13 protein-coding genes and 1 pseudogene are annotated in these 14,390 nt (G+C 71.9%); 11 read left to right on the top strand and 3 right to left on the bottom strand.

Going from position 1 to position 14,390, the window contains the following annotated elements; genetic code table 11:
* Positions 1-12 precede the first annotated feature (12 nt).
* From SLP03_RS00725 to SLP03_RS00710, 4 genes and pseudogenes are all read left to right on the top strand, one after another.
* A pseudogene (locus SLP03_RS00725) lies at positions 13-180 on the top strand (glutathione-dependent formaldehyde dehydrogenase); the annotation flags it as partial.
* Between the two features lie 14 nt (positions 181-194).
* Positions 195-362, top strand: coding sequence for a hypothetical protein (locus SLP03_RS00720; RefSeq protein WP_319458491.1), 168 nt, complete (start codon positions 195-197; stop codon positions 360-362).
* Positions 359-724, top strand: coding sequence for an SDR family NAD(P)-dependent oxidoreductase (locus SLP03_RS00715; RefSeq protein WP_319458490.1), 366 nt, complete (start codon positions 359-361; stop codon positions 722-724). Before SLP03_RS00720 ends, SLP03_RS00715 begins: the two co-directional genes overlap by 4 nt.
* 122 nt (positions 725-846) lie before the next feature.
* Positions 847-1,932, top strand: a complete 1,086-nt coding sequence (locus tag SLP03_RS00710; protein ID WP_319458630.1) for an MBL fold metallo-hydrolase — start codon at positions 847-849, stop codon at positions 1,930-1,932.
* A gap of 26 nt (positions 1,933-1,958) precedes the next feature.
* On the opposite strand, the gene SLP03_RS00705 is transcribed toward SLP03_RS00710, so the two are convergent.
* Positions 1,959-3,470, bottom strand: a complete 1,512-nt coding sequence (locus SLP03_RS00705; RefSeq protein WP_319458489.1) for a dGTP triphosphohydrolase — start codon at positions 3,468-3,470, stop codon at positions 1,959-1,961.
* A gap of 106 nt (positions 3,471-3,576) precedes the next feature.
* Between SLP03_RS00705 and SLP03_RS00700 the strand changes: the two genes are divergently transcribed.
* Complete coding sequence (locus SLP03_RS00700) at positions 3,577-6,000, top strand: Tex family protein (protein WP_319458488.1); 2,424 nt, start codon at positions 3,577-3,579, stop codon at positions 5,998-6,000.
* A 44-nt stretch (positions 6,001-6,044) separates the two neighbouring features.
* On the opposite strand, the gene SLP03_RS00695 is transcribed toward SLP03_RS00700, so the two are convergent.
* Positions 6,045-7,139: an LCP family protein gene (locus SLP03_RS00695; RefSeq protein ID WP_319458487.1), complete on the bottom strand. Its 1,095-nt coding sequence runs from the start codon at positions 7,137-7,139 to the stop codon at positions 6,045-6,047.
* 103 nt (positions 7,140-7,242) lie between these two features.
* Between SLP03_RS00695 and SLP03_RS00690 the strand changes: the two genes are divergently transcribed.
* Positions 7,243-7,662, top strand: a complete 420-nt coding sequence (locus SLP03_RS00690; RefSeq protein ID WP_319458486.1) for a hypothetical protein — start codon at positions 7,243-7,245, stop codon at positions 7,660-7,662.
* Here SLP03_RS00690 and SLP03_RS00685 read toward each other — a convergent pair.
* On the bottom strand, positions 7,625-8,599 hold the full coding sequence (locus tag SLP03_RS00685; RefSeq protein WP_319458485.1) for a DUF389 domain-containing protein: 975 nt from the start codon (positions 8,597-8,599) through the stop codon (positions 7,625-7,627). The two genes, SLP03_RS00690 and SLP03_RS00685, sit on opposite strands and share 38 nt — an antisense overlap.
* Before the next feature lie 257 nt (positions 8,600-8,856).
* Between SLP03_RS00685 and SLP03_RS00680 the strand changes: the two genes are divergently transcribed.
* The 5 genes from SLP03_RS00680 (at position 8,857) to SLP03_RS00660 (ending at position 14,377) form a co-directional block, all read left to right on the top strand.
* Positions 8,857-10,044, top strand: a complete 1,188-nt coding sequence (locus tag SLP03_RS00680; protein WP_319458484.1) for a DegT/DnrJ/EryC1/StrS family aminotransferase — start codon at positions 8,857-8,859, stop codon at positions 10,042-10,044.
* A 22-nt stretch (positions 10,045-10,066) separates the two neighbouring features.
* On the top strand, positions 10,067-11,155 hold the full coding sequence (locus SLP03_RS00675; protein ID WP_319458483.1) for a GNAT family N-acetyltransferase: 1,089 nt from the start codon (positions 10,067-10,069) through the stop codon (positions 11,153-11,155).
* The gene (locus SLP03_RS00670) at positions 11,152-12,222 is read left to right on the top strand and encodes a hypothetical protein (protein ID WP_319458482.1); all 1,071 of its coding nucleotides are present in this window, start codon (positions 11,152-11,154) and stop codon (positions 12,220-12,222) included. The genes SLP03_RS00675 and SLP03_RS00670 overlap by 4 nt, the downstream gene beginning before the upstream one ends.
* A 77-nt stretch (positions 12,223-12,299) precedes the next feature.
* On the top strand, positions 12,300-13,562 hold the full coding sequence (locus SLP03_RS00665) for a nucleotide sugar dehydrogenase (protein WP_319458481.1): 1,263 nt from the start codon (positions 12,300-12,302) through the stop codon (positions 13,560-13,562).
* A 155-nt stretch (positions 13,563-13,717) separates the two neighbouring features.
* The gene (locus tag SLP03_RS00660) at positions 13,718-14,377 is read left to right on the top strand and encodes a sugar transferase (RefSeq protein ID WP_319458480.1); all 660 of its coding nucleotides are present in this window, start codon (positions 13,718-13,720) and stop codon (positions 14,375-14,377) included.
* Positions 14,378-14,390: the final 13 nt, after the last annotated feature.

Raw genomic sequence — 14,390 nt, 5'->3', positions numbered from 1 at the left:
GGACATTCCGGCATGAAGGCACTGACCTGGCAGGGCAAGCGTGACGTCCGGGTCGAGGACGTCCCGGACCCCCGGATCGAGGAGCCGACCGACGCCGTCGTCCGGATCACCTCGACCGCCATCTGCGGCTCCGACCCGCACCTCTACGAGGTGCTCGGGCCGTACCTGAAGCCCGGCGACGGCTGGCCCAGACCATGACCGACAAGGTCGACGAGATCATGCCGCTGCCCGCCGGGGCCGACGACCCGCTGGGCGTCGAGGACCTGCGTACCCACCGAGTGCCGCCGAAGCAGGCGCCGCAGGCGTACGAGATGTTCCAGCAGAAGCAGGACGGCCACGTCAAGGTCGTGCTCACGCCGTGACCCGGACGGTGGTGATCACCGGCGCGACCAGCGGAATCGGCCGGGCGGCGGCCCGGACGTCCGCCGGGCGCAGGGACCGTCTGGTCCTCGCCGCCCGCTCCCCCGCCCCCCTCGCCGAGGTACGCGAGGAGTGCCGGGCCGCCGGCGCGCCGGTGCTCGTCGTACCGACCGACGTGACCACGCCCGACGCGGTGGACGGGCTGGCCCGCGCCACGCTGCGGGAGGTCTGGGTGGGCCGGCTCAGCGTGGTGAGGCGGTTCGGCTTCAGCGTCCTGCCCGGCGTCCACGACGTGCTGGTCGGTCCGCTGATGCGGCTGGCCGGGCTGAGCAACCGGTCGGTGGCGCCGCACGACGGCCGCTGAGCGGGGAGGCACGACGGTGTCCGGGTGGCTACCGTGTACTGCGGGACACGGCGGAGGGAACGACGATGGGCGAGACGGCGGATCGGACGGTCGAGCGGGCGCTCGGCCGCCGGCTGTGGCGGATGGCCGGCGTGGCGGCGCTGGCCGGCGTGGGCTGGGTGGGCCGCGACGTGCCGGCACAGCTGGGCGGCCGGCTCACCGGCGCGCGGGCGGAACGGGCGGCCCGCTCGCCACGGTTCCGCGACGGCACCTTCCACAACCCGGCGAGCACCCGGACCATGGTCGCCGACCCGGGGCGCAACCTGGTCAAGGAACTGATCTTCGGCAAGCAGAAGCGGCGGCCCGACGGCGGGGTGCCGCTGCTGCGCCCGTCCGCCGCACCCCCGTCCGACCCGTCCCGCGAGCTCAACGTCGTCTGGTACGGCCACGCCTCGGCGCTGATCGAGATCGAGGGACACCGGGTGCTGGTCGACCCGGTCTGGAGCGACCGCTGCTCCCCGTCGGCCCTGGTCGGCCCGCGCCGCATCCACGAGCCGCCGGTACGCCTCGACGAGCTGCCCCCGGTGGACGCCATCGTCATCTCCCACGACCACTACGACCACCTGGACATGGATACGGTGCGGGGGCTGCTCGCCGATCAGTCCGCCCCGTTCCTGGTGCCGCTCGGCGTCGGCGCCCACCTCGACCGGTGGGGCGTGCCCGAGGAGCGGATCATCGAGCTGGACTGGGAGGAGAGCCACCAGGTCGGCGGCCTGACCGTCACCGCCACCGCCGCCCAACACTTCTCCGGTCGGGGGCTGCGCCGCGACGGCACGCTCTGGAGCTCCTGGGTGGTGGCCGGGGCACACCGCCGGGTCTTCTACACCGGCGACTCCGGCTACTTCGACGGGTACGCCGAGATCGGCGCCGCGCACGGGCCGTTCGACGTCACGCTGATGCAGATCGGCGCGTACGACCGGGCCTGGCCGAGCATCCACATGTTCCCCGAGGAGGCGGTCGCCGCCCACCTCGACCTGTGCGGCGGGCTGTTCATCCCGGTGCACTGGGCGACGTTCAACCTGGCCCTGCACGACTGGTCCGAGCCGGTGAACCGGCTCTGGGTGGAGGCGAAGGCCCGCGACGTCCGCCTGGCGGTGCCGCGCCCCGGCGAGCGGGTGGTGGTGGACGACCCGCCGGCGGTGGACGGCTGGTGGCAGGCGATCGCCTGAGCGATCCGGCCGTGGCGTGGCTGGCGTCAGAGCACGAAGGCGTCCGTCCAGAGGGCGCCGGAGCGGCCGGAGAGGGCGTCCAGCATCGCCACCGCCTGCCCGTCGGTGAGCTGCGCGACGAAGTCGACGATGGCCCGGCCGCGGGCCCGGCCGATCCGGTCCGGGGTACGCGGGTGCAGCTCCGCCTCGGCCAGCTCCACCAGGTCGTGCAGCCGGCGGGGCAGCCGGGACTCCTCCTCCGGGTCGAGCAGCCATTCCCACAGCGCCTCCACCAGGGTGTCCAGCAGCCGGGCCTGACCGCGCTGGTGCAGGGCCAGGTCGGGGCGGGCCAGCACGAACCGGTGGTGGACGAACTTGAGCACCTGCACCTCGTGCCACTGCGCCTTGGCCAGCAGCACGTGGCCGGAGCGGACGTCCGGCTCGGCGGCCACCGTGATCGACTCCACGAACCGGATGGACCAGCGGGCGGAGAAGCGGGCCACGTACTGCTCCGCTTCGATCGAGCCGTCGAAGGGGAGCGCGAGCAGCCCCTCCACCAGCTCCTCGCGGACGTGCTCGACCGCGGCGGCGAACGCGTCGTCGTCGGCCACCCAGGCGTCCTTGCGGTGCAGCTGCCGGCGCAGCCGTTCGATCGCCGAGCCGGGGCGGCGGGCCGCGGCGGCCAGCGCGGCGTCGGTGACCGCCCGGAAGTGCCCGCTCTCCCGCTGCCAGGCCATCAGCTCGGCGGCCACCGTGCCCTGCTGGAGCACCCCGACCCGGTAGAAGTCCTCCACGTCGTGGATGGCGTACGCGATGTCGTCGGCGGTGTCCATGATGGACGCCTCGGGTGTCTGCTGCCAGTCCGGGATCCGCCCGGCGAACGGCTCCCGGGCCTGCCGCAGGTCGTCCACCTCGGTCCGGTACGCGCCGAACTTCGACGACCCGCTCTCCGGGTCGTCCGGTGGCGGGGTGGCGCCCCGGGGCGCCGGGCCGAGGTGGCGCGGGTGCGGGTCGGGGTGGTCGAGCCGGGTCCACGGGTACTTCAGCATCGCCGCCCGCACCGCGGCGGTGAGATCCAGCCCGGTGGTCGCCGCGCCCCGGATCTCGGTGCTGGTGACGATCCGATACGACTGCGCGTTGCCCTCGAAACCGTCGGCCAGGCCGAGCCGCTGCCGGGCCAGCCGGTCCAGCACCCGCTCCCCCAGGTGCCCGAAGGGCGGGTGGCCGAGGTCGTGGGCGAGCGCGGCGGCCTCCACCACGTCCGGGTCGCAGCCACCCAGCTTCTCGAGCAGCGCGCGGTGCTCCCCGTCGGCGGTGAGCCGTTCGGCGACCGCGCGGGCCACCTGGGCCACCTTCAGGCTGTGGGTGAGCCGGTTGTGCACCAGCAGGCCCGAGCCGCCCGGGCTGACCACCTGGGTCACCCCGTTCAGCCGGGCGAAGAAGGGGGAGGCCACGATCCGGTCCCGGTCGGCCCGGAACGGGCTGGCGGCCAGGTCGCCGAGGGCCCGGGCGCTGCCGCCGAAGAGCCGCCGCGCCCGCGGGTCGGCAGGTGGTTCCATGATCGCACGCTAGCGCAGCCGGCGGGCCTGCGGCGACGCGTCCGCCGACGGTGCGCCGGACGCGGCCGGCGGGTGCGGCGCGGCCCGCACCGAGCGGGCCGGCACAATGCACTGCGGAACCCACCCGAAAAGGCGGATGAAGATCGTGACTCAGTCTGTGGACCAGCGGATCGCCGACGAGCTCGGCGTCGCCGAACGGCAGGTACGCGCGGCCGTGGAGCTGCTCGACGGCGGCGCCACCGTGCCGTTCATCGCCCGCTACCGCAAGGAGGCCACCGGCCTGCTCGACGACGCCCAGCTGCGCACCCTGGAGGAGCGGCTGCGCTACCTGCGGGAGCTGGACGAGCGGCGCGCCGCGGTGCTGGAGTCCATCCGGAGCCAGGGCAAGCTCGACGAGGCCCTGGAAGCCCAGATCATGGCGGCCGACTCGAAGTCGCGGCTGGAGGACATCTACCTGCCGTACAAGCCGAAGCGGCGGACCCGGGCGCAGATCGCCCGCGAGGCCGGGCTGGAGCCCCTCGCCGGCACGCTGCTGGCCGACCCCGCGCAGGACCCGCGCGGGGCGGCCGCCGGCTTCGTCGACGCGGAGCGGGGCGTGGCGGACGCCGCGGCCGCCCTCGACGGGGCGCGGCACATCCTCATCGAGCGGTTCGCCGAGGACCCCGACCTGATCGGCACGCTGCGCGAGCAGATGTGGTCGCGGGGCCGGCTGGTCTCCCGGGTACGCGACGGCCAGGAGGCCGCCGGCGCCAAGTTCGCCGACTACTTCGACTTCGCCGAGCCGTACCCCAAGCTGCCCTCGCACCGGATCCTCGCCATGTTCCGCGGCGAGAAGGAGGGCGTGCTCGACCTGACCATGGCCCCGGAGGCCGAGGGCGACTCCGACACCGCGACGACCGGCCCGAGCCGGTACGAGGCGGCCATCGCCGGCCGCTTCGGCGTCAGCGACCACGGGCGGCCCGCCGACAAATGGCTGACCGACACGGTGCGCTGGGCCTGGCGTACCCGGATCCTCATCCACCTCGGCGCGGACCTGCGGATGCGGCTCTGGCAGGCGGCCGAGGAGGAGGCGGTCCGGGTCTTCGCCACCAACCTGCGTGACCTGCTGCTCGCCGCGCCCGCCGGCACCCGCCCCACCATGGGCCTCGACCCGGGCCTGCGGACCGGCGTGAAGGTCGCCGTGGTGGACGCCACCGGCAAGGTGGTCGCCACCGACACGATCTACCCGCACGAGCCGCGCCGGCAGTGGGACGCCTCCGTCGAGACCCTGGCGAAGCTGGCCGGGGCGCACGGCGTCGAGCTGATCGCGATCGGCAACGGCACCGCCAGCCGGGAGACCGACAAGCTCGCCGGTGACCTGATCAAGCGGTATCCGCAGCTCAACCTCACCAAGGTGGTGGTCTCCGAGGCCGGCGCGTCGGTCTACTCCGCCTCCGCGTACGCCTCCCAGGAGCTGCCCGGGCTGGACGTGTCGCTGCGCGGCGCGGTCTCCATCGCCCGCCGGCTCCAGGATCCGCTGGCCGAGCTAGTCAAGATCGACCCGCGCTCGATCGGCGTCGGGCAGTACCAGCACGACCTGTCCGAGGTGAAGCTCTCCCGCTCGCTGGACGCGGTGGTCGAGGACTGCGTCAACGGCGTCGGCGTGGACGTGAACACCGCCTCCGCTCCCCTGCTCACCCGGGTTTCCGGCATCGGCGTCGGGCTGGCCGAGAACATCGTGCTGCACCGGGACGCCAACGGGCCGTTCCGGTCCCGGGCGGAGCTGAAGAAGGTGGCGCGGCTCGGCCCGAAGGCGTTCGAGCAGTGCGCCGGCTTCCTGCGCATCCCCGGCGGCGACGACCCCCTCGACTCCTCCAGTGTGCACCCCGAGGCGTACCCGGTGGTGCGGCGGATCCTGGCCAGCACCGGGCAGGACCTCCGCTCACTGATCGGGAAGTCGACGATCCTGCGCGGACTGAAGGCGACCGACTTCGTCGACGACACGTTCGGCCTGCCCACCGTCACCGACATCCTGGGCGAGCTGGAGAAGCCCGGCCGGGACCCGCGGCCGGCGTTCAAGACCGCCACCTTCGTCGAGGGCGTCGAGAAGATCAGCGACCTGGTCCCCGGCATGCTCCTGGAAGGCGTGGTCACCAACGTGGCCGCGTTCGGCGCGTTCGTCGACGTAGGCGTCCACCAGGACGGCCTGGTGCACGTCTCGGCGATGTCGAACACCTTCGTCAAAGACCCGCGGGACGTGGTGAAGTCCGGCGACGTGGTCCGGGTCAAGGTGCTCGACGTCGACGTGCCCCGCAAGCGGATCTCGCTGACCCTGCGGCTGGAGGATGAGACCTCGGGCGGCAGCGGTCGACCGCAGGGCGACGGCGGCGGACGCGAGCGCGGTGGCCGGCGGAGCGACCAGGGCGGTGCGCGCGGTGGTCAGAGCGCGGCGGCGCGCGGCGACCGGGGTGGCCGGCAGCAGCGGCAGGGTGGGGCCGCAACGGCCGACAGCGCTATGGCCGACGCGCTGCGCCGGGCCGGTCTGGCCTGACCGCCCGGCGGCCCGGGACCCCCCGTCGGTCCCGGGCCGCCGACTCAGTTCCCGTTGATCGCGGTCGGGTTCTGGGTCAGCCAGTCGTCCATCCTGTCATTTTTCACCGCCGCGAAGAGCTTCGCCGAGGCGGCCAGGTCAGGGAAGATCACACTCTGGTCGCCGACCATGCCCGTGCCGGTGGTGGGGCTGATCAGCATGGTGAGGTCGGCGGACCGGATCTGGCGCAGATTCCACACGGTGTCGAACACCGACAGGTCCCGGTCCACCTGCATGGCACCGGCGGTGGCTCCCAGGAAGTCCTTGAGCTGGGTGGGGTTGGTCATGATGCCCTTCCGGCTGGCCTCCTGCATCACTGCGGCGATGATCGCCTGCTGGTGCCGCATCCGGCTGTAGTCGCCGTCGGTGAACTGCTTACGCTGCCGGGCGTAGTCCAGCGCCAGAGCGCTGTTCATGTGCTGCACCCCTGGTTGCAGGACCCCGCCGGGGGCGAGGTCCGACTTGAACGGCTTGTCGACGGTGACGTCCACGCCATCGAGGACATCGATCACCTTGCCGAAGCCCGCGAAGTCCACCACGACGACGTGGTCGACGCGTACCCCGGTGAATCCCTCGATCGTGCGGACCAGCAGGGGCGCCCCGCCCCAGGCGTACGCCGCGTTGATCTTCGCCTTCCTCGGCCCGCCGCCGTCCTCGGGCAGCGACTGCGGAATTGTGGTCCAGGTATCCCGCGGGATCGAGATGAGTTGCGCCCGGTCCCGGCTGTGCGGCACGTGGACCAGCATGATCGTGTCGGTGCGCGAGACGTTGTCGCCCGGCTCGGACCTGTCCTTGCCGACCACCAGGAAGTTGCGCGCCGAATCCGCCGCCCGTACCGGCCGCTGCTCCTCCTGCAGACCCTGGAACGCGTCGACCTTGTCGACCTGGTTCTCCAGCGATCGCAGGTACAGCCAACTGCCGAGGCCAACGCCGCCGATCACCACGAACGCCAGGATCGCGATCACCGCCGCCACCTGCGCCCATCGCCGCCGGGGCCACCACCGTCGGCGGCGTCCACCCAGCCCGGCCAGGTGCCCGTTCGGGTCCCACGGCGGCCGCGACGTCTGCCCCGGCCCGCCGGGACGAACCTTTTCCACCATGGATACGGAGGATACGCCACGGAAACCTACAAAAGGGTAAAACAGGCAGACTTGCCCCCGCCTGTCCGGGCCGCGCCGGTTGCCGTCGCGTACCGTCTGTCCGGTGGACGACTGGCGTGAGCAGCGGGAGCGGGCGGTACGGGCGCACGCGTCCGCGGAGGAGCGGCGCCGGGCCGACGAGGCGGCGGAGGCCGCCCGGCTGGCGGTCTGGTTCGCGGCGGAGGCGGACCGGCGCGGCCTGCGCCGCACCCGGCTCACCGTCCAGCCTCACCATGGCGGCGGCCGGTACCGCAGCCGGCTCACCGGGTGGTACGTCGACCGGGCCCGCAGGCGGGCCGTCGACGCGCGGGGGAACTTCTATCTGTTGGCCGACCCGCCCAGCCTCCGGGCACGCCTTTTCGGCGCCGACCCGCAACCGCAGCCGGCACCGCTGATCGTCGGGCAGGGCGGACGCGACGGCGAGTCCATCCCGCTCCGCACGCTCCTCACCCGCCGACTGGATGCCGGCGACGACTGGCCCTGACCGGCCCGGTGGTCCGCCGCGCCACGTTCCACCACCAGAGCTGCTGCACGCCGAGGGTGAGCAGCCCCGCGATGACGATGGCGCAGAGGTTGATGACGAGTTGCAGCGCCGAGCCCGCGGCCTCGTGCCACACCCCGTACGCGGCGGCGACGGCGACGTTCGCGGCTGCCGGCACGGTGGTCACCGAGATCAGCACGCCGACCAGCGAGCCCGACTTCTTCGCGGTCAGTGAGAGCATGCCGGCGACCCCGGCCAACAGCCCGATCACCCAGGAGAGCGCGTCGGGCCGCCAGATGAAGTCGGTCAGCGGACGCTCGGCGAGCAGCATCTGCCGCCCGACCAGGCCGGCCGCGGTCAGCGCCCAGGTGCTCAGCACCGTGACCGCCATGGCCGCCAGGAAGCCGACCACCAGGGCGTGCACCGAGCGAACGATGATCCGCCGGTTGCGCCGCAGCAGCGCGACGCAGAGGGCGGCGAGCGGCCCGAACTCCGGACCCACCACCATCGCACCGACGATGAGGATCGGCTGGTCCAGCAGGACGCCGACGCCGGCGATCATCGTGGCGACCATGATCAGTACGAGGTAGGTGCCGGTGAGCACGGTCTGTTCGCCGGTCTTCGCGGCGATCTCGTCCCACACCACGGCGTCCTCGCCGTGCCCCGGAGCCTCGCGGGCGGCCTTCTCCGCCGCGGCCGAAACCGTCAGCTCGACGTCATCGGCGGAGATCCCACCGCGCGCCTCCACCCCAAGCTCCTGGAGCCGGCGCAGCACCTGGTCGGCGCTCTCCCGCACCACGTCGCAGAGGATCAGGTCCCCCGGGGGCCGTCGGGCGGCGCCGGGAAGCACCGCCAGATGGGCCACGCCGGCCTCCTCGGCGAGCAGGTCCGTCACCGCCTCGGCCTCGTCGGTCGGGGCGATGATCCTCAGGTGCAGCATTCCTCCCCCGTCCTGACGCACGGCAGGTCCGGCCGGGCCACTGTACGGGGCGACGCCCGGTCGAGCGGCATCGCGGACGGGCCGGCGCGGTGCCCGCAGCCGGGAGCCAGGTGGCGGTGACCGAATCGCCCGCATTGTCATGACTGCGGGCAAAATAGTCACAAAGCGCCCCTTGTCTCGTTAGGTCAGCGAGAACCCGCCCGGCCGGTCCGACCGGTCTGTGCCGGGCAACGCGATCAGCAACCGGAGGTCGACCGATGACGTTCCCGGACCGGGTGAGCGCACCTGTGGTCCGCCAACCCGGACCCGATCCGGTGGACGAGCGGATCCTTCTGTCGCCCCCCGACGTGGGCGCGCTCGAGGAGTCGTACGTCCTGAACGCGCTCCGGTCCGGTTGGGTGGCGCCCGCCGGTCCCGACCTCGACGCCTTCGAACGCGAGGTCGCCCACCGGGTCGGCAGCGCGCACGCGGTGGCGCTCGCCTCCGGCACCGCCGGACTTCACCTGGCGCTGGTCGCGCTCGGCGCCGGCCCCGGGGACGTCGTGGTGGTGCCGACCCTGACGTTCGCGGCGACGGCCAACGCCGTGGTGTACACGGGAGCGGAACCGATCTTCGTCGACTGCGAGCCGGCAACGGGCAACCTGGATCCCGACCTTCTCCACGATCTGCTGCGTGACCTGCAGCTACGGGGCCGCCGGGTCGCCGCCGTGCTGCCCGTGGACATCTTCGGAAGCTGCGCCGACTACGGCCGGATCCTGCCGCTCTGCGCGGAGGCCGGAGTGCCGGTGGTGGAGGATGCCGCCGAGGCGCTGGGCGCGGTCCACGCTGGCCGTGCCGCCGGCTCGTTCGGCCGGGCGGCGGTCGTCTCGTTCAACGGCAACAAGATCATCACCACCTCGGGCGGCGGAATGCTGCTGTCCGACGACGCCGAGCTCGTGGCCCGCTGTCGCTACCTGTCGACCCAGGCCCGTCAGCCGGTCACCCACTACGAGCACACCGAGGTGGGCTACAACTACCGGTTGAGCAACCTGCTCGCCGCCCTGGGCAGGGCCCAGCTGCGCCGCCTGGACGAGATGATCGCCCGGCGCCGGCGCCTGCGGGAGCGCTACGCCAAACTGTTCGCCGCGGTCCCGGGGGTCCGCCTGCTCGCGGACGAGGACGAGGGGAGCAACTGCTGGCTCACCGCGATCGTCGTCGATCCGACCGTCGCCGGCTGGCGGGCGCAGGATCTCGCCGACCATCTCGGCGCACAAAGGATCGAGACCCGTCCGGTGTGGAAACCCATGCATCTGCAACCGGTCTTCGCCGGCGCGCGGTCACTGCTCACCGGAGCGGCGGAACGACTCTTCGCGGACGGCCTGGTTCTGCCCAGTGGTTCCGCGCTGAGCGAGCGCGAGATCGTCCGCGTCCTCAAGGCGACGCGGCAGTTCCTGGACGGCCGTTGAGGGGACGCGGGGAAGCGACGCGATGAAGCTCGAAATCTGGAACGCCCGGTGTGCCGCCGACTCGAGCCGCTGGGAGGCCGTGCACCGGGCATGGGCCGGACGAGAGATCTTCGCCGCTCCCGCCTACGTGCGTCTGTTCGCCGAGGACCATGACGAGCCGCTCGCCGCGTACTCGGAGACACCGTCCGGGTTCATCCTGTACCCGTTCGTGCTACGGCCGATCACCGCGCCCCACCTGAGCGACGGGACACGTCCGGCGGTGGACCTCACCAGCCCCTACGGCTACGGCGGCGCCTTCCACAGCGGGGCCACGGAGGTCGACGCCAAGGAGTTCTGGTCGGCCTTCGAGGAGTTCTGCCGGTCCCGTGGAGTCGTCTCCGAGTTCACCCGCCTCTGCCTGTTCGAGGACCGGCGGCTGCCCTACCCCGGCCCGACCCAGCAGAAGCTCGTCAACGTGGTCCGCGACCTCCGGACGCCGCAGGATGAGATGTGGCGGGAGTTCGACCACAAGGTCCGCAAAAACGTGAACAAGGCCCGGCGGCTGGGGGTCAGCATCGAGGTCGACGAGACCGGCGCGCGCGTGGATGACTTCCTGCGGACCTACGAAGCCACGATGGATCGCCGGCACGCCCGGTCCCCCTTCTACTTTCCCCGCAAGTTCTTCCAGACCATCATCGACGAACTGGCTGGACAGTTCGTGTTCTTCCACGCCGTGCACGGGGAGCGGATCGTCTCCACCGAGCTCGTCCTCTCCTCCGCCGACACGCTGTACTCCTTCCTGGGCGGCACCGAACGGTCCGCCTTCGACCTGCGCCCCAACGACCTGCTGAAGGTCGAAGTGACCCGGTGGGGACAGGAGCACGGCAAGGCGCGTTTCGTCCTCGGTGGCGGCTACGCGGCCGACGATGGCATCTTCCGCTACAAGCGCGCCTTCGCTCCGCACGGCCTGGTGCCGTTCTCCGTCGGCACGCGGGTGTTCGACGAACGGACGTACGCGCGACTGGTTGACGCGCACGTCGCGCAGGGACAGCACCGGCTCCCTGGATGGCAACCGGATCCCGAATTCTTTCCGGCTTACCGGCAAGAGTTGCCCGCGCCGGGGACGCCATGAGCGAGGGCAATCGCTGGGAGGTCGGTGCCGCGTACCCGTTGCTGCTCCCCCACGGCGAGGGTCTGCTCGAACCGGCCGGGGAGAGCCGGCTCTTCGGCTCAGGCCGGCAGGCGGTGCGGGCCCTCCTCGAGTTCGGCCGCCGGGAGTACGGGTGGACAGCGGTGCACGTCCCGGCCTACTACAGCCCTTCGGTGGTCCCGCACATCGCCGACCTGCTTCCGGTGCGGCGGTACGACAGTGGACCGCTGGGTCCGCCCCCGCGACCGCGGGCCGACCCCTCGGACGTGGTAATCGCCGCCTCGTACTTCGGGGAGCCGCCCGTCCTGCCCGCCACCGCCGCGACACTCGTCGTCGACGTCACCCACGACCCGATCGCGCCCTGGCTCGACCAGGTGCGTGCCGACTACTTCTTCGCGTCACTGCACAAGACGCTGCCCCTGCCCGACGGCGGGCTGCTCTGGTCCGGCAGCGGGCGCCCCCTGCCGGCCACCGCGCCGCCGACCGACCGTCACCTCGCGACGGTCAGCCGGATCCTGGCCGCGATGTGCCTGAAAGCCGCCTACCTGAACGGCTCGCCGCTGCGCAAGGAACAGTACCTTCCGCTCTACGCTGCCGGGGCGGCGGAACTCGGGTCGACCACGGTGAGCGCCATCTCTGACTTCTCCCGGGAAGCGCTGCGGGTACTGCCCGCCGCACTGCTGCGTCGCCGCCGGATCGAGAACGCCGCCAAGCTGGCGTCGGGCCTGCCGGACCTGGCCCGCGTGCGGGTCCATGTCCGCAGCTTCGGCGTGGTGCTCGAGTTCGACTGTGCGCAGCGGCGCGACGCGGTCCGCCAGGGTCTGATCGGCAGGAGTGTGTACCCGGCGGTGCTCTGGGAGCTCAGCCCGCAGGACGTTCCACCGCATCAGCTCGACCTCTCCCGCCGGCTGCTCCATCTGCACACGGACGCGAGGTGGAGCAGCGACGACATGCACCGGGTCGCCGAGATCGTGCGCGACCTTTGCGAGCAGGGCAGCGATCGTCCGCCTCGGCCCGTACCGGCCGAGCCGGAGTCCGCCCGGCTTTGACCATCTTGGGGACATTTCACCCACGGCGGCGGTAACGTGACACTCAGTCAAAGTCGCCCGATTTTGGAGGGTACGGGGTGGATTGTCGCAAGCTAGTCGTCGTCGGTCAGGGATACGTGGGACTCCCGCTGGCGATGCGTGCCGTGGAGGTCGGATTCGACGTCGTCGGCATCGACCTCGACGAGAGCCGGGTCAAGCGGCTCGCCTCAGGCGAGTCCTTCGTCGAGGACATCCCCGCCCAGCGGCTCGACTCCGCCCTGGACACCCGGCGGTACCGCCCGACGACCGACTACGCCGACGCCGCCGGCTTCGACGTCTGCCTCATCACGGTCCCGACGCCGCTGCGCGACGGCGCCCCCGACCTGAGCCACATCGAGCAGGCCGGCCGGGCCCTCGGCCCGTACGTGCGACCGGGTTGCACGGTGATCCTCGAATCCACCACCTACCCCGGCACCACCGAGGAACTCCTGCGCCGCTTGTTGGAGACGGCCAGCGGGTTGCAGAGCCCCGGCGACTTCCATCTGGGCTACAGTCCCGAGCGGATCGACCCGGGCAACCCACGCTGGCGGCTGGAGAACACCCCCAAGGTGGTGTCCGGTGTGGACGAGGCGGCGTTGCGCCAGGTGGACGGGTTCTACCGGCAGATCGTCGAGCGGACCGTCCCCGTCGATTCGACCCGGGTAGCCGAACTCACCAAGCTGATCGAGAACACCTTCCGACAGGTCAACATCGCTCTGATCAACGAGCTGGCGGTCCTGTCGCACGAGCTCGACATCGACATCTGGCAGGCGATCGAGGCCGCGGCGACCAAGCCGTTCGGTTTCATGTCGTTCCGGCCGGGGCCCGGCGTCGGCGGCCACTGCCTGCCCATCGACCCCTGCTACCTGTCCTGGCAGGTGAAGCGCACCCTCGGCCGGCAGTTCCGGTTCGTGGAGCTGGCCAACGACATCAACCACGAGATGCCCGAGCACGTCGTCCACCGCGTCATGGCCGGCCTGAACCAGCGGGGCCGGGCGGTGAACGGATCCCGGCTGCTGCTGCTCGGCCTGGCGTACAAGAAGAACACCGGCGACATGCGCGACTCCCCCGCCATCGACATCACCCGCCGACTCCTGGCGCTCGGCGCCGAGGTACGCGCGGTCGAGCCCTATGCCGAGCCGCATCACGTTCCCGACGGGGTGGTGATCGTCGACCTCACCGAACGAGAGTTGCGGGCCGCCGATGCCGTGGTGGTGGTGACCGACCACGACGACTTCGACTACGACCTGGTCGCACACACGGCCCGGTACGTCTTCGACGCCCGCAACCGCTGTGCCGCCGACAACGTCGAGCGGCTCTGACCGTACGCCTACTCACGCAGTCCGGGGTCCGCACGGGAACCTGGCCGGGCCTCGCGTCCGGCCAGGAGGTCCAGGGCCGAGCTGGCGTCAGCAGCCCGCCGGCCTGTGGGCGCGCGACCCACCGGACGCCATGACCGATTGCTGGAGCACAGGACGTGACCGCTCATCGTCACCCGCACGACCGACTCAAGCGAGTGCTTGACCTTCTTCTCGCCAGCGTCGCCCTCATGGTTTTGTCACCGGTTCTGCTGGGCGTGAGCGCGGCGGTTGCGCTGGCAATGGGCCGACCCGTGCTCTTTCGCCAGATCAGGCCGGGAGTCCACGGCAGGCTCTTCGAGCTGCGGAAGTTCCGAACAATGGAGCCGGTCGGTCGGGGTCGGGTCAGCGACGGCGAGCGGCTGACCCGCCTCGGCGCATGGTTGCGCGCGACCAGCCTCGACGAGCTGCCGACGCTGTGGAACGTCGTGCGCGGCGATATGAGCCTCGTAGGACCGCGCCCGCTGCTCGTGCGGTACCTCGAGCGGTACACGCCGGAGCAGTCGCGCCGCCACCAGGTGCGACCGGGCATTACCGGACTGGCCCAGGTGCGCGGCCGGAACGCGCTGAGCTGGGAGGAGAAGTTCGCCTACGACGTGCGGTACGTGGACGCCCGGTGCCTCCGCCTCGATCTACGAATTCTGCTGGAGACGGTCGTCCTGGTTCTGCGGCGCGAGGGCATCTCGGCGGACGGCCACGCGACGGCCCCGGAGTTCCTCGGCACCGCGGAATCGCTCGCGGATGCCGACTACGGCGCGCCACGCCAGGCGAGCAGGTGACCGTGATGTCCTT

Source organism: Micromonospora sp. RTP1Z1, from assembly GCF_033804685.1.
Lineage (GTDB): Bacteria > Actinomycetota > Actinomycetes > Mycobacteriales > Micromonosporaceae > Micromonospora.
The sequence above is the reverse complement of the archived record's forward strand: the minus strand, read 5'-3'. Positions and strand labels throughout refer to the sequence as shown.

Excerpts from the sequence above, each read along its gene's own strand:
- SLP03_RS00720 (WP_319458491.1), top strand. The coding sequence starts at position 195 with ATGACCGACAAGGTCGACGAGATCATGCCGCTGCCCGCCGGGGCCGAC.
- SLP03_RS00710 (WP_319458630.1), top strand. The coding sequence starts at position 847 with ATGGCCGGCGTGGCGGCGCTGGCCGGCGTGGGCTGGGTGGGCCGCGAC.
- SLP03_RS00705 (WP_319458489.1), bottom strand. The coding sequence starts at position 3,470 with ATGGAACCACCTGCCGACCCGCGGGCGCGGCGGCTCTTCGGCGGCAGC.
- SLP03_RS00700 (WP_319458488.1), top strand. The coding sequence starts at position 3,577 with ATGCACTGCGGAACCCACCCGAAAAGGCGGATGAAGATCGTGACTCAG.
- SLP03_RS00695 (WP_319458487.1), bottom strand. The coding sequence starts at position 7,139 with ATGGTGGAAAAGGTTCGTCCCGGCGGGCCGGGGCAGACGTCGCGGCCG.
- SLP03_RS00685 (WP_319458485.1), bottom strand. The coding sequence starts at position 8,599 with ATGCTGCACCTGAGGATCATCGCCCCGACCGACGAGGCCGAGGCGGTG.
- SLP03_RS00680 (WP_319458484.1), top strand. The coding sequence starts at position 8,857 with ATGACGTTCCCGGACCGGGTGAGCGCACCTGTGGTCCGCCAACCCGGA.
- SLP03_RS00675 (WP_319458483.1), top strand. The coding sequence starts at position 10,067 with ATGAAGCTCGAAATCTGGAACGCCCGGTGTGCCGCCGACTCGAGCCGC.
- SLP03_RS00670 (WP_319458482.1), top strand. The coding sequence starts at position 11,152 with ATGAGCGAGGGCAATCGCTGGGAGGTCGGTGCCGCGTACCCGTTGCTG.